This is a genomic window from Rhodococcus sp. GB-02, assembly GCF_053470465.1.
Genome location: NZ_JBPUKE010000005.1, coordinates 333700 through 355239, shown reverse-complemented (window position 1 = coordinate 355239; position 21540 = coordinate 333700). Strand labels below are relative to the sequence as shown.

Below are 21540 nucleotides of genomic sequence, written 5' to 3'. Positions count from 1 at the left end.
GCAGTGGGTCGAGTGCCGTTGCCGTCGATCGAGTCGCTTCGCTCCTCTGAATTCCGAAACTTGTTTCTCACCAATCGAATTCATCGCAACGTCTGAACCGGTACCCGACACCCGAACGAGGCTGGGGAGGAGGGGAAGGGTCACGAAAAGCGCCCCGTCTCGCGTCCACTGCCTCGCCATCATCATGCTCCCAATCATACACCCCCACCCGCCAAACCGCAAAACAACCCGAAATCCAGAAACACCGAAATATTCACCACTGCAACAACATTCGACGCTAACGAAACCATCACCGTGCACAACCCGCGAAACCAACCCAACACCAACCGAATACCGAAACCTACTGACACACAATAACATTCAAAAACACCCAAAAAACGAGCCCTAGCAACACCCCCACACCACCCGCCGGCCCCAGCGGCCCCCCGCCGGCACCCAAAACGCCGGCGCACCACACACCCCCAACAACCACCCCCGGGGACATGTCATCACCGCAGGTCAAACCCTAAAACACCAACACCGAACCCACCCACACCAACCAAACACCCCCACACCGACATCCCCCATCCCAGACTCCGGAGGCCATCCGCATGTCGTCGCGCCGTCAACCGGCCGGACGACCTTAGCCTTAGCTCATGGCGACGACAGAGCAACTCCACGGACAATGGTGGGTACCCGACTCGAACGGCCCTTCTCGCACCGTGCCGGGCGTTCTCACGCTCAGTGATTCCACAGAGCCGCGACTCGACTTGCACGGCGATTTGTACGATATTCACGAGCTGGGATTTCGCACTGTCCATGGCAATTCCGGTGGGCGCGCGGTGTCCCTGTTCGAGACGTACATCGATTCGGAAAAGGGTGGATTCACAAATGGCCAGAAGTACACCGACCAAACGATAAAGCTGTCAGGGCTCGTCATCGGAGACTCCCACGTCAACGACGCCGACGAACTCGCATTCACCGAGTCCGTCATCGAACTGGACTACCTCACCTACTGGGCCCGTGGCGTCAAGATCGCCGTATCCCACCCTGAAAAGTCCAACGAGCCCTATATTTTCACTATCCCGGTCAGCGCGCCCCTCTCGGGAAAATACGGCAACGTCGAGGTCACGGTTTCCACGTCCAGCCATTACGCATCCGGCGGTCAATTCTCCCGCGGTGGTATGTCCATTCCTGCACACTTTCGGACAGCATTTCGAGTGACCAGCGCCGAACCCCTTTCGATCAACGCCCACATCGAAATCTCTCGGCGGCTGGCAGACCTGATCACGCTGGCGATGCATCGGCCCGCCCACGTACGGCGCATCAAGTTCTCCCGCAATCCCACAAGCGCATCGGCAGTTCGACTGGTGGAGCTCGGACCTGATCAGCGAGGACACCGACCTCGATGATTCGGGCACGACGCTTATCAACTTCACACTCGACGATGTGGATCTGCCGACCCTCCTCGAAGGCTGGCACGAACTGCACCAGAAGGCGAACTACGGGACGCTGTCCGTCATCGCACTTCAACGCGAATCGAGTATGTACTACGAAACCAAGCTACTTGGACTGTGCGGCGCAATCGAGGCACTGCACAAGGGTTTTCACCCAAAATCTCTCGACTACCGCGAACGCTGCGTCGCCCTCGCACAGATCCCTCCACCGGCCGCGGTACGTCAGGTCATTCCCGACATCGAGGTATGGGCTAAGAACATCAAAAATGCTCGGAACCATCTCGCACACGGCGACGAACCTCACAAGCGCAAAATGTCCGAAACCGTCTGGTACAACCTCTATGAACCTGGGGTCGCCCTGCTGGTGCTCGTCGCGATGACCAAACTCGGCGTCCCGGAGCGGACACAGTTGAAATCGCTCAGACAAGGCGCATTGAAGCGCGCAGTCCTCGGCGCTAGGGCGTCCCGTCCTGGACCATGAACGCTACGGCAACGCCCTGTCCCCTAGCTCTGAGAGACCCGACCGGCCGAACCTGTACCGCGCCAGAGGGCTGGTTTCAGAACATCCGGCGCGCATTTAGGCCCTTTGACATGGCTAAACGACACGTCCCCCATGCGAAAAAATACGTGACATCTACAGCCCGGCGGGGCCAGCATCTGCCAGCAGATTCAATCGGCCAGAAGCCTGTTGTACGTAGCGGTGATAATCGTCAACGCTTCGACTTCGTCCGGCGCTGAATTCTTGGCGCGAAGTTCGTCCGCAAGCTCCGCCGCATCCTTGATTCGACTGGGCACTCGTACATACCAGTCGAAACCGCTGGGGAACTTCGCGATTCCCGCCAGCTGAAGGCCGAAATTGACGAACTCATCGATCGTTCTTTGATCGTCGTCGGTGAACTCCTCGAAGTGACTCTCTCGCTGGCCAGTCCGCGGGTTTGTGTGAGTGACCTTGACCGGGGGGCGAGCCGAGATCGGGACGGCAACACGGAAAGCGCGGGCCGGTCCTGCCGCCCACACGGTCATCAGATCGTGGCTGGTCATTGCGACTCGCACATAGTGCCCACCCTCGACGGTATCCGGCAGACTGCTCGGCTCGTGGGAGACCGGGAAATCGCTCCACTGCTGGCTCATCAGTAGGACCTCCTGACATCACCTCGACGGCACACACCATCAGAGTGTGTGCCGCCGAGGTGAGCTTGTCGACTACCCGATCTGGAATTGGCCGATTGTCTCGCCCTCTCGCGAAAGAAGCGGCACAATTCTCGTGGTCGCGGTATCGGTGGACGGTTGCGCCGTCAGATCACTGGCACGGACGAATCCGGCTTGCAGGTCGGATCCGATAGCACTGACCAAGTCAGGCAGCTCAGCGTCGCTTTGAACGTTCAGCGCGTCCCCGTAACTCTCGCCCCTTGCGTTGACTCCGCTCTCGCCCGCCGTGAGAGCTGGCTGGCGCTGAAGAGCTGAGGGCGCAGGGAACTGGAGCGGATCGGTCGGGAACGTGACGTATTCGTTGATGGCGCCGTTCGACTGGTTGAGAACTGCTACGAATCCGTGACTGTTGTAAAAGCCTGCACCGCAGTCCCTTTGCGTGCTGGCAACTTGGGAGTTGGAGATGAGGGCATTGAACCGGTAATCGGTGGCACTGCACAGGGCGCCCTCGCGGAACAGCCGCGCCTTCGCTCCCATGATGCCCGGGGAGACCACGTTGGCGAACGAGGTGTAGATCCGACTGCTCGCGATGGGCACTCCCCCGTTGTCGATAGTCGAGGTGTGGAGGAAGATCGTGCCGTTGACCGGTGGAGTGGGTCCGATCCAACCGGTGCGCACCTCCGCTTGAGCTGGGGACGCACCTACCAGTGCAAGAACAGCTGCTGCGGCGATCGCTCCTGGAATGATTTTTCGTAGAGATGTCATACCTTTGTCCTTTGCTTGGTTGTCAGGCAGAGACATTGACGTGCAGGGGGTTTCGGATCAGCGATTGAAATAGCAGACTCGGTTTTGGGTGGGGCAGATAAATCGTTCGCTCTGTGGCCCAGGACCCCATACTGAAGCCGTTGTCGGGATCGACCAGACATAGTCGTAGCCGGATGGCTGAAACTGCATACGCCCTTCGATGAAGTACGTGCCGGCATCGACGATGTTCGACCCTTGAGCTGGTCCGTAGTTGAATCTGGGGCTCGCCTCCGAGACAGTGAACGGTGATCCCATGTAGTTGATTCCGCAACTCGTATCCAGGATCGGTCCGGGAACCACTTCACGGCAATGGGCGTCGTGCCGAATGAAATTCAGCGAAGGTCCTTCGTCATGGATCACTGTTGTAGTGATTCGTGTGGACCGTCCGTTCAAATTCAAATGAACGATCCAATCGAAGGTTCCCACCACACCGTCTTCGTCGCCGTAGATCATGTTGCTCTTCGCTTCCGACTGGTACTGGGCGATTTCCCTGATGCATGGGGAACTCGAATCCGGTTCACACCAGAGGTCGTAGTCAGGATCATCATTTAGCCGTGACTGCGGATTCGGAGGTGGCACCGGCTCCACAAGGTCAGGGCGAGGGACGACCGGAAGCACCTCCTGGCCGTCGGGAGTAATCAACATCGCTCCGTTGCAGACCCAGTTGGAGATGTTGCGCTCGAGCGCAGTATTGACACACTGCTGCCCAGCACCGGGAACTTGCATCATTTCCGGAGGAAGATCAGTCGAGGGATATTCCTCTACAGCGGGCGACTCAGGGGCAGGTTGGTCGAGTGTGTCTGGCGAGGCGCCGGCCACAGGTGCAACAGCCAGGGATAGCACCATGAGTACGACCGAGACCAGTGTGCGACGTTTCCACAAATTCGTTTTGACCACGCGGAGTACCTCCAGTGAGGTGCAGCAGCTCAGCGAAATGGCTGCCTGCGAAATTGACCGGTTAGCTAAGGCCAGCAAGTGATTCCGTGTGAGACTAACCGACCGCGCGGTTTCAAGCTAGGGCTTCACTGGAAAAATTTCGAGAGAGAACCCCTTTGGCGATTACATCAAAGATGTTTTGCCGCAATGGAAAACAGATCCCGGACCGGGTTTCCCCTCAGGATTGAGCTGGTTTGCCGCTATGTTGTTGAGGGTGAGGAGTTTTCGACAGAATCGAGTGTGCGCCTCTCGCGCGAGGAGAGTATTGAACTGGCTCGGGCTGTGACGACAGCGCCTATTGCGCCGCCGTGTACCCGATCCGCTTCCCGTGTCGCGCACACCGAACTTCTGCGGGCCGATGGATCGGGTGGAGCGACGGTGTTTGTCGAACTCGACGGTTGTGGGCGTGTGTATCTCGATGGCTATCGCACGTTGGTCCCTGATCAGGTGGCGATCCTGTCTCGATGAAGTTGGGTGCCGTCGGTATCTACAGCCGCGCATCCGACGAGGTGGGCGCGCACCGGGGTCCTGGGGGTCAACGAGGCATCGGATCCGCCTTGTTTCAGACGAGAAGGCTTGCTTAGTGCAGAGAACTGAGGAGCGCCCACGCATAGAGCTTTTTGGCATGGTGCCTTCGAGGCGGAGTCCTCCGGCGAGTACGCGCAGAGGGAGCTTGTCGGGGCGCGTGGCGTTCTTCGCCAAGGGCAGGGCGCGGTTCGTTTCGACGATGACCGGCTGGGGCTGTGGGAGTAGTGGGCGCAGGGTCGGGGTCAGTGGCCACGGCTCCTGCCAGCCGTTGAAGTCCGGGGCGGTCATAGCGCCTGCGGAAGTGGAAGCGGAGCCGATTGTTCGGGAGCGTGGGCCGTCCACCCCACTGCCCGGGCTGTGGGGCTCAGATCGAACCTGCCGGACCGGGGCGTATCCCCCGGCCCACTTGACCTCGATATCGACGGAGAAGCCTGTGATGCGGCCATAGCCCTGCCCGATCCCCGTGTAATTGGTGACGTGGGAGTCGATGCGGATATCCGCACCGTCCCATCGCCCTTCGGTGACCACCAGGCAGGAACCTTTGCTGCGTGCACGGGCGACCACCGCGCGCGCTCTGGTCGGCGGAACGGCGGCACCGGCCAGCCCGAGGACAACTAAGTCCATTCCGTCGAGCAGGATCGCTGCACATTCTCTTGGGGTACAGCGCCGTCTCAGATATTTGGGAACACGGTCGTTGCAGCTCAAAGGCTTTCACCGCGAACCTAGCAGATTGCAACAGGTGTCGCGCAGTAGAAACAACAGCCACCGGCCCCAGAACCGCGAGCGGCGCTATTTCTCAAGTCCTTTCATGGCGAACGAACAGTTGAGCTAGTCGCGCCAGATCGCTGTGAACTCGTACCAGGGGCCGCCGAGATGCGTTGCAGAGAAGTGGCCGAACCCAGAAAGTGTCCCGCTGGGTGAGTACACCCACCCCCGCGTCGTGGTGAACATGCTGCCGTTGTCGATGAAATAGACCTCATCAGGAGGTACGACACGGGTGCGACGAATATCGAACGAGCCGATCTCCAACTGTTCGGCAACAGTTCCCGCATTCTTGAGGAGGTCGAGTGCGATGGTCTCGAATTCTCCGCTCTTGTCGAGGAAAGACACCTGAGGCACCAACATCACCACAGCGACCGCGGCGGTGACGACGAGCGGCGCAGGCAGGATCCACCACGACCAGCGCCGGTCCTGACCCACGACGTACAGCGTGCGGATCGCCCACACCAACCCCACCATCACCAGAATGACCAACGCCGCAGCAGAAACGAGCAAAGGATCCAACCATCGGAAACCCCCGAACGGGGAAGGCCACCACCCGTAATGCCTACACATCAACACAAGAACCGGAACAACAGTGAACGCAAGAAGAATCGGCCCCGGAGGCTTCGACGATGCAGGCGGATCAGCTGCTACCCATTCACCCAACGACCTCAGCTTTCGCATCGCCTCACCGTATCGCTATGTAGAAGGGCGGACCTCAGCGATGCCACCCTCGGACCGACCCAGAGCGCTGCGGGCATCCATCGCGCCCGCGGTCGATCCCCTCGTTGTTTTTCAAGTTGTTTCCCCAATGTTCTCCGCGCACTCATTTCAAGCGGCGGATGTTGATCTCCAACAGGATCACCAATATCAGTGTCACAGCCGAAGCAATCAACAACGGTGTGCGGACATACTCGCTCTCCGACCACACGGAAACAGCCACCACGACAATGAGCACGAACAAAGCCAACACCGAGATCTGAAGATTTCGCATTTCCCCTCACATTGGTAGACGAGCACATTTCGCACGCTGCGCCACGCGTTACAAGACCCAGCTGCGTTGAGATCTCATAGGTCCAGACAAGACCTCTAGGTGCCCTGCTCGAAGGAAAACCAGTTCTCAGCAACGGGTTTGAGCCGGCGGAACCGATCCAAATTCGGAGTGCAATTCGCTGTGTACAACCACCCCACGACCTCAGTGGGGGTGCTCCGCCTGCTATCGACGAAGTACACACAGTTGTCCACCCGGATGAAGACAGTGGAGAATTCGTAACCGTCGATCTCGGTGGGGCCGAGATGCTCGGTACCGTCACGCAGCATCGAGTCCGCAAGCTCCGCCATCTCTGGATTGGCTCGATCGAAAGCGCGATCCGTTGGCGTTTGCACCGTGAAGAACACGAGAGCAGTCGCTACCACGACCAGAGGGGCAGGTCCCATCCGCCACGACAGGCGCTGCTCCCGTTTCCAGAAACCGTAGGACCGGACAACCCAGAACACCCCGATGGCAAGGAGTCCCAGGAGCGCGAAACATACCGTGGCGGGTTCGAGGAAAATGACTGCGGCTGTGGGGTACTGCCACCAGTCGTAGCGGACTCCCGCAATTATCGCGAGAAAGGGCACGGCAGCGAGGGCGGTGCCCAGCGCAGGCGGACGCACTAGTCGAGCATCATTGCCGGCGCTACCGAACACCTGTCCCCCTCCTTCTTCGATCCCCGATCGTCGATCGCCTGCACACCCACCATTCACGGACGGTTGAGACTAACGGAATCGATCTGCGTAACAGTGGTTTCGACCTGACCTGCTGCGCAATCCCGCCCGGCAACAGCGTGGTCGCGCGGAGGCAGGGCGGTTCGGTCGTTCACCTCCGTTCGGTTCGAGGAGTTCCGGCCGCAGCCGGCCAAGACCTTCAGATGCTGGCCTTTACAGCCAGCGTTTTCGGCGGAACAAGGTGAACAACGACACCGCGCCGGTCACCGCGATGATCCACCACAGCAGGTACCCGTATCGCCATCGCAGTTCCGGCATGTCCTGAAAGTTCATGCCGTAGATCCCGGCGAACGCAGTCACGAACGCCGCCACCGACGCCCACGCGGTGATCTTGCGCAAATCGGTGTTCTGCTGAACATTGACCCGAGCAAGAGTCGCAGCGACGAGAGAGCTGATGACATCGTCGAACTCGACGATCCGTTCCGCCACCGCGGCGTGGTGTTCGGCGACATCACGCAGATGCCGGTGTACGTCCTTGGGAATCGGCTCCGGCAACGCAGTGGCGGCAGCGAGCGTGGACAGCGCCGCAGCGAGGGGGTTGACCGAACGCCGTAATTCGAGCACTTCGCGTTTGACGAGGTAGATCTGCTCGATAGGGGTGTGACGATCGGGGCTGAGCAGTTCCACTTCCAAAGTGTCGATATCGACGTCGACCGATCCGACCACTCCCAGGTAACCGTCGACGATCCGGTCGATCACCGCGTGCAGGACAGCCCACGGCCCGATTTGCAGGTGTTCCGGCGATCCTTCGAGTTCGGCGCGCACGCCCGCCAACGCGGTATGCGCGCCGTGCCGGACGGTGACGATGAAATCCGACCCGACAGCAGCGAGAATCTCACCGGTTTCGACGATGTCGTCGGCGGTGCGGATCGAGGTCGGTGAAAGGTAGTGGGCCGTGCGCATCACCAACACGGTCACCTTGTCGTATTGTTCGAGTTTGGGGCGTTGATGCGCGTGCACCGAGTCCTCGGCGACCAATTCGTGCAGGCCGTACGTCTGGGCGATTGCCGTCATCTGCTCGAAGGTCGGTGCGAACAACCCGAGCCACACGAACCCCGAACCCCGACGCCGAACCTCATCCAACGCACTCTCCGGTGTGTGAGTGCCGGGGAGTCGCACCCCGTCGACATAGACGGCGCAGTCGACCACAGCAGCGGCAGCACTCGATGGTGGTTGTCGATCCATCCCCGCAGCTCACCGTCCCTGTGCTTCCCTGCCCATGCAGAAGAGGGCGACTCAGGATAGCGGCTGACCGCGCACCGAACGCGATCAGCGCTGCGACGGAAACCGATCAGCTGCGGAAAGAATGTGCGGCAGGCACTTCCGCGGGCACATTGGCGGTAGGAAACCGGCGTGTCAGTTGCTCGACAAGAGCGTGCACCCGATGAAGGTCCTTACGCAGAGCCGCCGCATCGGTGCGCGCCGCCGACGCCAACTCAGGTGCGACCGGGCGCGTACCCCGCACCAGGCGCAGCGCGGATTCGATCCGCTCCGACAACTCGTCGATCTCCGAATTCAACAGAGCCAGAAACACTCTCGCCTGCGCAATATCGGACTCTTCGGCCGCGGACACGGCCTTTATGAAGCGACCAGCGAGGAAAGTTTCTCCCCCGCCATGCGCTCGACGAGCAGAGGAACGAAATCACGCACCTTGTCGTCGAAATGAGCATGAGCAGACGCCACAGCGTCCGCCACGACATCAGCCGAGATCGACGGATACTTCGCAGACAACCTACTCACCGCATGAGCGATCAGACGCTCTTCCTCTTCGGTCTTCATCTGTAAATACTGCGCCCCACCTGCCCATAGTTCAACACGAGAGACGACTATCGGCCGCGGCGACAATCAGCACGTAGTCACGCTCTGCTGCCACGAGTCGAACCCGACCGGCCGAGTTCGCCCCACACCGGCAAACGGGTGCGCGGAACCGGGATGCGATCCTCACGCAATCTCTCACCCTGAAACCATGAGCACCGTCCCGTCGTCGTGACCGAACACGGCCGCAACGCCGCGTTCTGCGACCTGATGGCGCGCGCCGCAGCTTCCGCGGAGGGCTCGGCCTTTTTCTTCGTCATATCTTCCAATGTCGTCATCACGGCACCTCCCTCGCTGAGCGTTTACTCAGCGGCTCGGGCCGAAACACCGAATAAGAAACAGTCCCCGCGGATCGGCTAGAGGGACACGTCAGGGACTGTCCATCTGAGGGCCTTGTTGGTCTTCGTGTGTAGTGGGCGCGGTCGCCGCCGAGGCGTTGTGTCGGGGGGTCAGGAAGTGGTCGATGTCGACGATGAGGAACAGTGCGGTGGCGGTAGTGACCACGTGGGCGTGGTTGTTTTCGATGGTGGCTCGCAGGTGTAGTTTGCGGCCTGCTCGGGAGTGGATGTGAGAGCGGAGGGTGTAGGGGGTGTCGAGCAGGACCGGGGCGAGGTAGTCGATAGCGAGGTGGCGGGTGACGGCGAGCTCTCCCACGGTGTAGAGCAGAAACCCGAACAAGTCGTCGAGGACGGTGGCGACCGCGCCCCCGTGGGCAATCGCTGGGGCGCCGACATGGCGGGAATCGAAGCTGTGGTGGGCGTAGACGCCGTGTGCGTCGCGTCGGACGCGCAACTGGTGGCCGTGAGGGTTAGCCGGTCCGCAACCAAGGCAGTGGGGGTGGTGAGGCGGCAGGTCGACGTGTTCGGGCGGCGCCACAGCGAAGGTACGGATCCAGTCCTCGGCCTCGAAAGGTTCGGGGCCGGCGGTCTCGGGTGTGTTGGTGTTGGGTGTGTGCTCGGTCATGGACGCCTTCCGTAGGTGTCCTCACCATTAGCAATGAGGATGTCGCAGTGGGCTTTGTGGGCAAGCTCGGCCGGCGAGGTAATAGTAGCCGGGCCAGTGGTGACCGGTGGGGGTTCGCGGTGACGATGAGGTCGTCGGCGGTCGGGCCGGCTAGGTGAAACAGTGCGCGGACGGTGGGCTCGGGCAGGATGCGAGTTTCGATGTCGACGGCGCCGTGGGCGATCGCATGTTGGTGCGCGGTGCGCAGGATGGCGTCGGTGGGTGTGGTACCTCGCAGCCGGTCGACGTCAGTACCGAGTGCGCGTTCGTCGATGTCGTGACGGGCGCAGATGATCAGGAGTCGGGCGTGGGTGACGTGAGCCAGCTCGGCGGCGTGGTCGACCACGCGGTAGGAGTAGTCGGATCCGTCGGTGTCGACGAGGATCGTGCGATAGGCCGTCATGATGGGGCCTCTTTCACGAGAAGGGGGTGTTCGAGCGGGGAGGGGTGTTCGTGTGAGTGCGTGACGCGCGGGAGCGGCGGGTGGTGGGGCCGGGAGAGAGGACTGCCAGCACGATCGCCCCGGCGGCGGTGAGGGCGGCCAGCGTGAGCGCGGCCTGGCTGCTGCCGTGCACGAACGCTGCCTTGGCGAACTCGGCCAGCGGTTGGGCCGCCGGTCCGGCCTGGTCAGCGACCTGCAGAGCAGCGGCCAGGGAATCGGCGACCGGGCCGCGGGCGGGCTCGGGAAGCTGGGGCAGAGCGGGCTGGATGTGGTGGGTATAGCCTGCGGCGAGCACGCTGCCAGCCACGGCGATCCCGATCGCGGCGCCGATCTCGCGGGCAGCGTCGTTGACCGCGGCGGCGACCCCCTGTTTGGCCGCAGGGGTGTCGGCGACGATGGCGTAGGTCGCCGGGGCGGTGCACAATCCCAGACCCGCGCTCATGATCAGCAGCGGCCACAGCAGGCCGGGATAGTCCGCGGCCACGGTCAACCGGCTTACCAGCACCAGTCCGGCAGCGATGGCAAGCAGTCCTGAGACGGTCATCACTTTCAACCCGACGAGGCTCGACAACCACGGTGCGATTACCGAGATCACGACCAGCGGCACCACCATCGGCGCCAACGCCAGTGCCGAGGCCAGCGGCCCATAGCCGAGGATCAGCTGCAGGTACTGCACCAACAGCAGGAACACTCCGAAGGTAACCAGGAACTGGATGGTCACCGACAGCGAGCCGGCCCCGAAACCGCGGCGGGCGAACAACCGCACGTCCAGCAGTGGCGCAGAAGACCGCAGCTCTACGATCACAAACACCACCGCTGCCAGGAGACCGACCCCGGCGATAGCGGCGACGAGCTGGTCGGCCCAGCCCCGCGCGGGAACCTCGATCGCGGCGAACACGATCGCCGCGATCGCGACGGCCACCACCGCCGCACCCACCCAGTCCACCGGGGGATGCTCGCTCTCTCGGGACTCGGCGATAGTGCACGCCAACCCCGCCAGCACCACCCCCGCCACGGTCAACCCGACGAACACCGAAGGCCATGACCACCGCTCGAGCAGTACCCCGGCGCCGAGGATGCCCAGCACTGCCCCTGACCCCGCAACTCCGGCCCACACCCCCACCGCCCGGCCACGATGGGCAGCGGCGAACCCCGCGGTCAGGATCGACAGCGTCGAAGGCATCACCAGCGCCGCGCCCACCCCGGCCAGCGCGCGCGCTGCGATCAGCCACACCGGGTCGGCCAGCAGCAGCGGCAGCGCCGACGCGACCGAGAACACCGCCAGCCCCGTGACCAGCACACCGCGACGCCCGTAACGGTCACCGATTGCTCCGGCAGGCAGCACAAGACACGCCAGCACCAGCGTGTAACCGTCGACGATCCAGGTCAACTGGGCTTGCGTCGCCCCGGTCTCGACCGCGATCTGCGGCAACGCCGAGTACAACGCCGCCATGGCCGCGACCACCAGCGCCACCGCCAGGCACGACACCGTCAGCATCCACCACTCGGCCCTGGTCCACCGGTCGATCTCAACAGCGCCCGTCCCAGGTGTGTCCACCGGCGCCTCCCAACTCAAAGACCAACAGTCTCGGTACGAGACCATTCGTATCATAGTGGTGGGGGCTCGGGATAGAGTCGACACATACGCCCAGGGCTGAACGAGACGAATCGGAGGAGCGCGCTCCCATGACCGCCCCGGACCACGCCACGACCGACTCACTCACCGCAGTCGACGAGCAGGCCGATCCGCGGCTAGCACGCTCACGCAACCGGTTACTCGACGCGGCCGCGCCCAACTTCGGGGGTGTCTTGACGTGCCCAAGCAGGCGTTCTCGAACAAAGGTGGTCGGCTGGCGCTCCGGCCCGCGGCCACAACTGCCGCAGCACCTGCCTTCAATCCGGAAAATCTAGGTTCCCATGCGGAGCTGTCACTTCCGAGAAAGATGATCATGCCCGAGCACATGCCCATGCCCACACAGCAGGCATAACCCCTCGCTTTGGCTGCAAAGTGCCCACGTCGACGCGGATTCCACCACTGATCACGCCGTTGCGGTGACCCCGAGACTCAGGAAGATCCTGTCGGACCGAAATCTTGGTCGGCCCCTGGAGTACCACTGATCTCATGCACTGGGAACGGCCCCACACTGATTTACCGCATCCGCCAGCCCCCTCAACCCGCCGGAGACCGGGCGGCTCAGCGTCATGGATGCCGGAACTCGTTCGGAGAACGGCCGGTCCATCGCTTGAAGGCGTGTGAGAAGTTGGTGAGGTCACTGTATCCGAGCTCCGTGGCGACCTCAGTCACCGACATTGATCGGTCGAGTAGCCGCAGCATCGCACGCTCGCGCAGGAATGACTGGCGCAACTCGCGGAAAGTGGTCCCCTCTTCGGAGAGGCGCCGCTTGAGTGTGCTGACGGATATCGACAACTCGCGTGCGACCCAGTGGATACTCCCCTGTGCGGGCTCCTTCTCCAGCAGCCGTCTCGTCTTCTCCGAAAACGACGTGGTCCTGCCCCGCTGGTCGAGAGTTCGCTGCAGATCGCCGATGGCGAGTCGGTATGTGAGGGGATCGGAGAACCGGCAAACCTCGTTAAGCGTGTCCGCGGGAACATGAAGGAAGGACATCGGAGCGCCGAAAAACAGGCGCCCGGCTATTAAGTCCTCATGATTGGACAGGAGGGGTGGCACCGGCCAACTCAAGTGGAGTGTGACGGTAGGCATGTCGCCGGCGAGCATGTCAAGCAGTCGCAGTAGCGCCGACCCGCAGTAGGCGACGACCAGGCAGTCCAGGGCCGGATCGCTTGTGTGTGCGGTGAACCCGATGGTGAGGCCGTGGTCACTTGGATGGAACTGTGGACTGAGAGCTGTCGAGATCAACGGCAGATAGGTGAGCAACTCCACGATCTCGGCTACCGAGCCTGCGCTGACCAGCGGAGAACTCAACGGGCCGAAGGACGTCAACTGGGCCTGTTCAGCGAACGCAAAGCCGAGCAGTGTTGCCTGGTCGACGTCGAGTTCGGGGTAGACCTCCCGAAACCACCGTATGGGGGCCTGAACGTCGCGCTGAATCAGCGTCGCCTCGTCGGTTCCTTCGCGAGACATGATGTTGCGAAGCCGCGCGACGGCGTCTGGGTCGAATGCTTGGCGCTCGAGCAATTGCACGAACAGGAGCGGGGGCACACCCTCGTCATCGAGGATCATTGGTTCACCAGATCCCTTTGAGCCGAATTCACAAGTTTTTGACTCCGCAGAACATAGCCGTAGCGGTCATCCCCGACGACACTTTGATCAAGTTCCCAAGGCGAGGACAACGTATCAGGAGTTGGTTATGGCAGTTGTCACCTTTGTCTCACACGACGGCAAGAAGCACGAGGTCCCTTTCCAAGAAGGACAGTCGCTGATGCAGGTCGCGACCAACAATGCAGTGCCCGGCATCGACGGCGACTGCGGAGGCGAGGCCGCGTGCGGCACCTGCCATGTGATCGTCGATCCGCAGTGGTCCGAGGAGGTGGGCCTCTCCGGCTCCGACGAGGAGGAGATGCTCGCGATGAACCCTGAGCGTCAACCGACCTCTCGACTGTCCTGCCAGATTCCGGTCTCCGAGGCGTGGGACGGCCTGACCGTCCTAATGCCTGAGTTTCAGATGTGACGACGAGAGAGACGATAAGACGCAATGAAGTTTTCTGAGGCAATCGCCGCTAAGGTTCAGTCGACTATCCCGATGGAGCGGCAGATCCAGGGCGCACAACTGTACGACAAGACGCGGCGATGGGTGACCGGAGCGAACGGAGAGAGGCTTTTCATCGAGAGCCCCATCCCTCCTGTGGAGGACGTCGAACTCGCCGACATCGACCTCAGCAACCCTTTCCTCTATCGCCAGGGGCGCTGGCAGTCGTACTTCGAGCGCGTACGCAACGAGGCTCCGGTCCACTACCAGCCTAACAGTCCGTTCGGGCCGTTCTGGTCCGTCACAAGGCATGCCGACATCATGGCCGTCGACAAGAACCACGAGGTCTTCTCCGCCGAGCCGTTGATCGTCATCGGGGTTCCACCTCGTTTTCTTGATATCGAGATGTTCATAGCGATGGATCCGCCACGACACGACGCGCAGCGGGCCGCTGTCCAAGGCGTGGTCGCACCGAAGAACCTGCGTGAGATGGAGGGTCTGATTCGATCGCGCGTCCAGGAGGTGCTGGACAACCTGCCCGTGGATCAGCCGTTCGACTGGGTCCAGAACGTCTCGGTCGAGTTGACCGCTCGGATGCTTGCGACCCTCCTGGACTTTCCCTACGAGCAGCGCCGCAAGCTCGCTTACTGGTCTGATCTCGCATCCTCGATGGAGCAAGCCAACGGCGGCCCCTCGGACAATGACGAGGTGTTCCGCGGCATGCGCGACATGGCGCGAGGTCTCAGCACTCTCTGGCGCGACAAGGCTGCCCGGACAGCTGCCGGGGAGGAACCCGGATTCGACTTGATCACCCTGTTGCAGAGCAACGAAGACACCAAGGATCTGATCGACCGACCGATGGAGTTCCTGGGCAACCTTGTGTTGCTGATCGTCGGAGGCAACGACACGACGCGGAACTCGATGAGCGGCGGTGTTCTCGCGTTGAACCGGTTCCCTGACCAGTTCGAGAAGCTGAAGGCGAACCCTGACCTGATCCCCAATATGGTCTCGGAGATCATTCGGTGGCAAACACCGTTGGCCTACATGCGCCGGATCGCCAAGGCCGACACCGTGCTGAACGGGCAGTTCATCCGCAAGGGCGACAAGGTAGTGATGTGGTACGCCTCAGGCAACCGTGATGAGCGGATGTTCGATCGGCCCGACGACTTCATCATCGACCGGGCCAACGCTCGCAACCACATCTCCTTCGGCTTCGGTGTCCACCGCTGCATGGGCAACCGACTGGCGGAATTACAGCTGCGGATTCTCTGGGAAGAGTTGCTTTCTCGCTTCGAAAAGATCGAGGTCGTCGGCGAGCCCGAGTATGTGCAGTCCAACTTTGTCAGGGGCATCAGCAAGATGATGGTCCGTCTCACCCCGAAATCCGACGTATGACCTTACATCGGGCCCTCGTCGTCGGGGCCAGCCATGCCGGAGCCCAACTCGCGGCCAGTCTTCGACAGGAAGGGTGGACCGGCGAGATCGTTCTCATCGGCGATGAGTCGACGTTGCCCTACCAACGCCCTCCTTTGTCGAAGGCGTACCTGGCCGGGAAGAGCACACTCGACGAGCTTGCGATCCGCAATGCCGATTTCTATAGCAAGCAGGGAATCCAAGTCCTGAATGCGACGGTGGAGGCGATCGACCGCTCGGGTGGTCATCTCTCACTGAGTACCGGCGGCGCACTAGCTTACGACCAGCTTGCGCTGTGCACTGGCGCCCGCCCTCGGCGACTCCCCACCCCGGGAGCCAACTTGGCCGGAGTCTACTACTTACGCACAGTCGCAGACGTCGAGATGATCCGAGTGGCCGCCCACGCAGGACGTCGGGCAGTGATCATCGGCGGCGGTTACATCGGACTGGAGACGGCTGCCTCGTTGCGTGCACTGGGGCTGGAGGTCACCGTGCTCGAGGCGACTGGGCGCGTCCTTGAGCGGGTCACTGCCCCCGAAGTATCAGCGTTCTTCGACCGTATTCACCGGCAGGAGGGCGTGAAAATCCGGACGGGTGTGCTGGTCGAGGTTCTGTCCGGCGAGGACAGGGTCCGTGAAGTAGTTCTGTCCGGTGGCGAGTCAATTCCCGCTGACCTCGTCATTGTCGGCATCGGCGTTGAGCCGAACACCGATCTTGCCGCCGCCGCAGGTCTGGTCATTGATAACGGCGTCGTGATCGACGACCAGGCCCGGACCAGCGACCCCGACATCGTGGCCGCCGGGGATTGCGCAAGCCACAGCATGGCTCGCTACAGCCGCCCTCTACGCCTGGAGTCTGTGCCGAGCGCGCACGAGCAAGCCAAGGTCGCTGCCGCGACGGTGTGTGGGAAGTCCAAGAAGATAGCGGCGCTTCCATGGTTCTGGTCGGATCAATATGATCTCAAGCTCCAGATCGCCGGTCTGAACACCGGTTACGACGAAGTCATCCTCAGCGGAGACCCGACCCGAGACCGCGACTTCACCTGCTTCTACCTCCGTGAGGGAGAGCTTATTGGCGCCGACTGCATCAACCGCCCCCGTGACTTCATGTTCAGCAAGCGGGTAATCACGCAGCAACTCCCCATCGACCGAACTGAACTGGCGCTTGCCAGCTCCGCCTGAGATGACGGGTCTTCGGGCGATGGGTACGAAATGGTGAGTGCGGGCTGCGTTTCGGAAAGGAACACAAGTGACGAACATTATCCATCTCCCGCTGGCGAAGGGTCGTGAGCGACTCTCGTCGGTCCTCATGGTGCCACTGCCGAGTCGGGTCGACGCGGCCCTGCTCGGGGCCAGTGACCGGTGGCCTGTCCGAGAGCTCGCCCCGCCCCCGGCGGGGTCAGGCCTCAAACCGGTCTTAGGGACCGCTGGCATGCCTCTGCTCGGTCACACCCTGGACTACATCCGGTTCGGATCTAACTTCTCCCGGGCCAGGTACCAGCGGCTAGGACCTGTGTCGTGGATGGGCGCCTTCGGCACGAAAATAGTGGCGGTTGCCGGACCGGATGCCATACAGGAGGTGCTGACCACCAAGGCGAAGTCGTTCTCCCAGGACGGGTGGACCTATCTCATCGATGCCTTTTTTCATCGGGGCCTGATGTTGATGAGCTTCGACGAACACAGGATGCATCGGCGGATCATGCAGGAGGCGTTCACCCGCGACCGACTCGCCGGCTACGTCGACCAGCTCGGCCCGACGCTGGAGGCCAGCATCCCAGGGTGGACAGCGGGACAATCCACCACGCGCATCTACCCGCTGCTGAAGGCACTAACTCTCGACGTCGCCACGAAGGTCTTCATGGCAGGTCGGGGGGGTAGCGAGGATACCGATGCCATCAACGACGCCTTCGTGGCCACCGTGCGTGCGGCCAGCTCGATCATCCGTTTCCCGTTACCGGGGACTCGTTGGCGAGCGGGAGTCCGTGGGCGCGCGCTCTTGGAGGACTACTTCACCCGGCACCTGCCGGCGGCTCGAAGTGGCCAAGGAGGCGACCTCTTTGCGGGGCTGTGCCATGCGCGCACGGCCGACGGTGAGGCGTTCACCGATGAGGACGTCGTTAGCCACATGATCTTCTTGATGATGGCGGCCCACGACACATCGACCATCACCACCACCGCTGCCGCCTACTTCCTCGCCAAGCACCCGGCCTGGCAGGAACGGGCGCGGGCCGAGTCCGACCGACTCGGTGGACGCCGCCCGGACATCGACGACCTGGACTCACTGGAGACTCTCGACCTGGTGATCAAGGAGACACTCCGTCTGGTGGCGCCCGTGCCCATCGTGATGCGCAAGACGGTCGAAGACGTGGATATCGCCGGCCACCACATCCCGGCGGACACCCTGGTGGCAGTGGCTCCGTCGGTGAACCACTTCGACGAGTCGTGCTGGACCGACCCCGACACCTTTGACCCTGACCGCTTCAGCGAACCGCGGCGTGAGGACCAGAATCACCGCCTCGGGTGGATCCCCTTCGGAGGAGGGGTACACAAGTGCATCGGTCTGCACTTCGGCACCCTCGAAGTCAAGGCGATTCTGCACCACATGCTACGCACCTACACCTGGACGGTCCCCGATCAGTATGAAGCGAGGTGGGACAACACCTCGCTCCCCATTCCGGTCGACGGGTTGCCGATAACTCTGGAGCGCAGATGAATAAGGCACCGCTGGCGCACTCGTGGGCGACCGACTTCCTCGACATCGAGCACGAGTCCGTCCGGGCGTTCACCGCCGCCGCGGTTGGGGATGCGGGCACCGACCGGGACAAGGCGAAGCGCCTCTTCGCCGCCGTCCGCGACCAGATCCGGTACGACCCCTACACGGTGTCGGACGATCCCGCCCATTATCGAGCAAGCTTCGTCCTCGAGACCGGGCGCGCCTATTGCGTCCCGAAGGCGGTGCTCTTGACCGCGGTGTGCCGTGCGGCAGGGATTCCGGCGCTACTGGGGTTTGCCGACGTCCGAAATCATTTGCAGACCGAAGCGTTGCGAGCGCTCATGGGCGGCACAGACCTGTTCGTCTATCACGGCTACAGCCATCTCTACGTCAACGGCCGGTGGATGAAGGCGACCCCGGCGTTCAACACCGAGTTGTGTGCCCGTTTCGGGGTGCCGCCGGTGGATTTCGACGGCGAGCACGACGCCCTCCTGCACGCCTTCGCCGCCGACGGAGCCCTGCACATGGAGTATGTCCGCGAGCGCGGCGTCTTCGACGACCTGCCTTTGAACACGATCTTGACCGAGCTTCGGCATACCTATGGACAGCGAATCTTTGAGCGCACCCCCGTGCTCGCTGACGCTTTCACCGACACACCCGACAGATGCACCCAGCCCGACGGGATCGCCCGCGGGCTCCACTCACTCCCGGAGGCCCGATGAGCACGGCGACCACAGCGGATGCCCTGGACGTACGCAACCCCGCCGACGGCCGGCTGGTCGCAACCGTCCCCATCGATACCCGCGAGACCGTGAACAGCATCGCGGCCGATCTCCGCCGCGCTCAGCTCGGGTGGGCTCAGGCAAGCCCGCGGCAACGCTCCCGATGGTTGCATCGCTGGCGAGACTGGATCCTGGCTCACACCGACGAACTCACCGATCTGCTGCAAGCCGAAACAGGCAAGGTGCGCCCCGACGCCCTGGTTGAGACGACAGCATCGTGCGAGTTCATCACCTACTACGCAAACCATGCCGAGAAGTTTCTCGCTGACGAGCAAGTCCGATCCGCAGGTCTGCTAAGTCTGCCGAAACGGTTGTCCAAGACCTACCACCCGTACCCGGTTGTCGGGCTCATCACACCGTGGAACTTCCCGATCACCCTCTTCCTCATGGATGCAGCTCCTGCGCTGGCTGCCGGATGCGCAGTCCTGGCGAAGTCCTCGGAAGAGACGCCACTGACCTGTGCACGAGTCGTCGAGGGCTGGCACGAGATCGGCGCCCCACCGGTTTTGGCGCATGTTGTGGGTGCTAGCGAAGCAGGTGCTGCGGTCGTGGACGCCGCTGACTTCGTTCAGTTCACGGGCTCGACAGCCACCGGGAGGACAATCGCGATCCGCTGTGCCGAGCAATTGAAGCCTGTGAGCTTGGAGTTAGGCGGTAAAGATCCGGCGATCGTGCTGGAGGACGCCGACCTTGCTCGTGCTGTGGAGGGGATCGCGTGGGGCGGTCTGTTCAACGCGGGGCAGGTCTGCATCTCAGTCGAGCGGGTGTATGTGGTCTCTGAGATCTACGACGAGTTCGTGGCCCGGCTGGCTCAACGAGTACGGTCACTTACCCAAGGTGCCGCGGCAGGTGACGACGTAGGTGCGATGGTCACGGCGAGACAGGTCGAGATAGCCGATCGCCACGTCAGCCAGGCAGTGGCGGCAGGTGCGCAGGTACTGGCCGGCGGAACCCTAAGCGCGGTCGGGAACTACTACGCTCCAACCGTTGTGGTCGGCGTCGACCACACAATGGCCTGCATGACCGAGGAGACCTTCGGCCCCACGATCCCTGTGATGCGTGTCGCGGACGAGGACGAGGCCATCCACCTGGCTAACGACTCGGCGTTCGGCTTGTCTGCCACAGTGTGGACCCGCGACCATGCTCGTGCGCGGCGTATCGCACAACGTCTGGACGCGGGTGCAGTCAACATCAACGACGTCTTCAGCAACCTCTTCGCCACCACACTGCCGCACAGTGGATGGAAGGCCTCAGGTATCGGTGCGCGACTAGGCGGCGCCTACGGACTTCACAAATACTGCCGGGTCCAGTCCGTGACCGAGCCGCGGATCCCTGTCCTGACACGAGAACTCACGTGGTACCCGTACACCTCCCGACGTACGGCCATCGCCGAAAAAGTATTGCGTGCAGCAGCCGGTCGCGGTCTACGACAACGCCTCGGCCTGAACAAGGAGCACAGCAAGTGACGACACACAATCCCCATACCGCCGCGAAAACAGTGGCGATCACCGGGGGAGCCCGCGGCATCGGCTACCAGACCGCGAAGGAGCTGATCCGACGAGGTCACCGCGTGGCCATCGGCGACATCGACGAGGCACGTGCTAAGGAGACCGCCGCCGAACTGGGGGTTAAGGTTGTCACCCGCCTCGATGTCACCGACCCTGACTCGTTCAAAGACTTTCTCGACCTAGTCGAGGGAGACCTCGGCCCCCTCGACGTGCTGATCAACAACGCGGGCATCATGCCCACCGGGCACACCCACGAGGAAGACGACGCGGTGACCCGGCGGCAGGTCGAGATCAACGTCCTGGGAGTCATCTTTGGGACCAAACTCGCCCTTCAACGGATGCTCCCTCGTCGTACTGGACACATCATCAACACCGCATCACTGGCCGGCGAGCTCGCCGTCCCCGGTCTGGCGACCTACTGCGGCACCAAATTCGCGGTCATCGGATTCACGGAGGCGGCGCGACTGGAATACCGCAAGTCAGGCGTGCGGCTGTCCACAGTGCGGCCCACGTTCACCAACACCGAACTCGTTGCTGGGACAGCAGGAGCCAAGGGACTGCGCAATGCAGAGCCCGAGGAAATCGCTCGAGTGACAGGCGAACTGATCGAGAAACCGCGGCCCTTCGTGCGCGTCACTCGCCTCGCAGGGAGCATGGTCGCAGCGATGAAGTTCGTCCCCGAACGGCTCGCCACCAGGCTCGGATCGGCCCTGGACACAGACTCTGTATTCCTCGACGACGTGGACATGGGGGCACGTCAGGCCTACCTGGACAGAATTCGGAACAACTGACCTGGTCTTCGAACCCACCACCCAG

23 protein-coding genes are annotated in these 21540 nt (G+C 62.2%); 9 read left to right on the top strand and 14 right to left on the bottom strand.

The annotated features are described in order from the left end of the window. The first annotated feature begins 635 nt into the window (after positions 1-635). Both ACSW29_RS30850 and ACSW29_RS30845 read left to right on the top strand, forming a co-directional pair. Entirely contained in the window at positions 636-1391 is a 756-nt protein-coding gene (locus ACSW29_RS30850) for an ApeA N-terminal domain 1-containing protein (protein ID WP_003946434.1), read from the top strand. Positions 1392-1428: 37 nt separating this feature from the next. Further along, on the top strand, positions 1429-1917 hold the full coding sequence (locus tag ACSW29_RS30845; protein WP_003946436.1) for a HEPN domain-containing protein: 489 nt from the start codon (positions 1429-1431) through the stop codon (positions 1915-1917). Positions 1918-2105: 188 nt separating this feature from the next. Here the strand turns inward: ACSW29_RS30845 and ACSW29_RS30840 are convergent, their stop codons facing one another. The 14 genes from ACSW29_RS30840 to ACSW29_RS30775 all read right to left on the bottom strand — a co-directional run bounded on the left by ACSW29_RS30840 (position 2106) and on the right by ACSW29_RS30775 (position 13843). After that, positions 2106-2567: a DUF5956 family protein gene (locus ACSW29_RS30840; protein WP_003946439.1), complete on the bottom strand. Its 462-nt coding sequence runs from the start codon at positions 2565-2567 to the stop codon at positions 2106-2108. A 72-nt stretch (positions 2568-2639) separates the two neighbouring features. Beyond that, positions 2640-3350: a hypothetical protein gene (locus ACSW29_RS30835; protein WP_003946437.1), complete on the bottom strand. Its 711-nt coding sequence runs from the start codon at positions 3348-3350 to the stop codon at positions 2640-2642. A 57-nt stretch (positions 3351-3407) separates the two neighbouring features. Beyond that, on the bottom strand, positions 3408-4364 hold the full coding sequence (locus tag ACSW29_RS30830; RefSeq protein WP_147343839.1) for a hypothetical protein: 957 nt from the start codon (positions 4362-4364) through the stop codon (positions 3408-3410). 1317 nt (positions 4365-5681) lie between these two features. Beyond that, the gene (locus tag ACSW29_RS30825; protein ID WP_003946082.1) at positions 5682-6299 is read right to left on the bottom strand and encodes a hypothetical protein; all 618 of its coding nucleotides are present in this window, start codon (positions 6297-6299) and stop codon (positions 5682-5684) included. 142 nt (positions 6300-6441) lie between these two features. Further along, positions 6442-6609: a hypothetical protein gene (locus ACSW29_RS30820; RefSeq protein WP_003946089.1), complete on the bottom strand. Its 168-nt coding sequence runs from the start codon at positions 6607-6609 to the stop codon at positions 6442-6444. Positions 6610-6704: 95 nt separating this feature from the next. Then, a complete protein-coding gene (locus ACSW29_RS30815; protein ID WP_003946084.1) occupies positions 6705-7304 on the bottom strand; it encodes a hypothetical protein in 600 nt (199 codons plus the stop codon). Positions 7305-7535: 231 nt separating this feature from the next. Beyond that, positions 7536-8567: a magnesium and cobalt transport protein CorA gene (locus ACSW29_RS30810; RefSeq protein ID WP_003946088.1), complete on the bottom strand. Its 1032-nt coding sequence runs from the start codon at positions 8565-8567 to the stop codon at positions 7536-7538. A 106-nt stretch (positions 8568-8673) separates the two neighbouring features. Beyond that, positions 8674-8955, bottom strand: a complete 282-nt coding sequence (locus ACSW29_RS30805; RefSeq protein WP_003946081.1) for a hypothetical protein — start codon at positions 8953-8955, stop codon at positions 8674-8676. 5 nt (positions 8956-8960) lie between these two features. Beyond that, on the bottom strand, positions 8961-9161 hold the full coding sequence (locus ACSW29_RS30800; RefSeq protein WP_003946083.1) for a three-helix bundle dimerization domain-containing protein: 201 nt from the start codon (positions 9159-9161) through the stop codon (positions 8961-8963). 77 nt (positions 9162-9238) lie between these two features. Further along, positions 9239-9475, bottom strand: coding sequence for a hypothetical protein (locus ACSW29_RS30795; protein WP_003946087.1), 237 nt, complete (start codon positions 9473-9475; stop codon positions 9239-9241). A 91-nt stretch (positions 9476-9566) separates the two neighbouring features. Beyond that, positions 9567-10088 (bottom strand): PaaI family thioesterase, encoded by a 522-nt coding sequence (locus ACSW29_RS30790; RefSeq protein ID WP_231915899.1) that lies wholly within the window; start codon positions 10086-10088, stop codon positions 9567-9569. Continuing rightward, positions 10006-10602 (bottom strand): universal stress protein, encoded by a 597-nt coding sequence (locus ACSW29_RS30785; protein ID WP_003946090.1) that lies wholly within the window; start codon positions 10600-10602, stop codon positions 10006-10008. Before ACSW29_RS30785 ends, ACSW29_RS30790 begins: the two co-directional genes overlap by 83 nt. Positions 10603-10615: 13 nt before the next feature. Next, positions 10616-12139 (bottom strand): MFS transporter, encoded by a 1524-nt coding sequence (locus tag ACSW29_RS30780; RefSeq protein WP_019750069.1) that lies wholly within the window; start codon positions 12137-12139, stop codon positions 10616-10618. A 702-nt stretch (positions 12140-12841) separates the two neighbouring features. Continuing rightward, positions 12842-13843, bottom strand: a complete 1002-nt coding sequence (locus ACSW29_RS30775) for an AraC family transcriptional regulator (RefSeq protein WP_003942428.1) — start codon at positions 13841-13843, stop codon at positions 12842-12844. Between the two features lie 127 nt (positions 13844-13970). On the opposite strand from ACSW29_RS30775, the gene ACSW29_RS30770 reads away from it, so the two are divergent. The 7 genes from ACSW29_RS30770 (at position 13971) to ACSW29_RS30740 (ending at position 21515) form a co-directional block, all read left to right on the top strand. Next, complete coding sequence (locus ACSW29_RS30770; RefSeq protein ID WP_003942421.1) at positions 13971-14291, top strand: 2Fe-2S iron-sulfur cluster-binding protein; 321 nt, start codon at positions 13971-13973, stop codon at positions 14289-14291. 24 nt (positions 14292-14315) lie between these two features. Continuing rightward, positions 14316-15704: a cytochrome P450 gene (locus ACSW29_RS30765; RefSeq protein ID WP_003942426.1), complete on the top strand. Its 1389-nt coding sequence runs from the start codon at positions 14316-14318 to the stop codon at positions 15702-15704. Further along, a complete protein-coding gene (locus ACSW29_RS30760) occupies positions 15701-16903 on the top strand; it encodes an NAD(P)/FAD-dependent oxidoreductase (RefSeq protein ID WP_003942429.1) in 1203 nt (400 codons plus the stop codon). Before ACSW29_RS30765 ends, ACSW29_RS30760 begins: the two co-directional genes overlap by 4 nt. Positions 16904-16970: 67 nt before the next feature. After that, the gene (locus ACSW29_RS30755) at positions 16971-18434 is read left to right on the top strand and encodes a cytochrome P450 (protein WP_019750067.1); all 1464 of its coding nucleotides are present in this window, start codon (positions 16971-16973) and stop codon (positions 18432-18434) included. Continuing rightward, positions 18431-19156: a transglutaminase-like domain-containing protein gene (locus ACSW29_RS30750; RefSeq protein WP_064074906.1), complete on the top strand. Its 726-nt coding sequence runs from the start codon at positions 18431-18433 to the stop codon at positions 19154-19156. The genes ACSW29_RS30755 and ACSW29_RS30750 overlap by 4 nt, the downstream gene beginning before the upstream one ends. Then, a complete protein-coding gene (locus ACSW29_RS30745) occupies positions 19153-20682 on the top strand; it encodes an aldehyde dehydrogenase family protein (RefSeq protein WP_003942430.1) in 1530 nt (509 codons plus the stop codon). The genes ACSW29_RS30750 and ACSW29_RS30745 overlap by 4 nt, the downstream gene beginning before the upstream one ends. Next, positions 20679-21515: an SDR family oxidoreductase gene (locus ACSW29_RS30740; RefSeq protein ID WP_003942425.1), complete on the top strand. Its 837-nt coding sequence runs from the start codon at positions 20679-20681 to the stop codon at positions 21513-21515. The genes ACSW29_RS30745 and ACSW29_RS30740 overlap by 4 nt, the downstream gene beginning before the upstream one ends. Positions 21516-21540 lie beyond the last annotated feature (25 nt).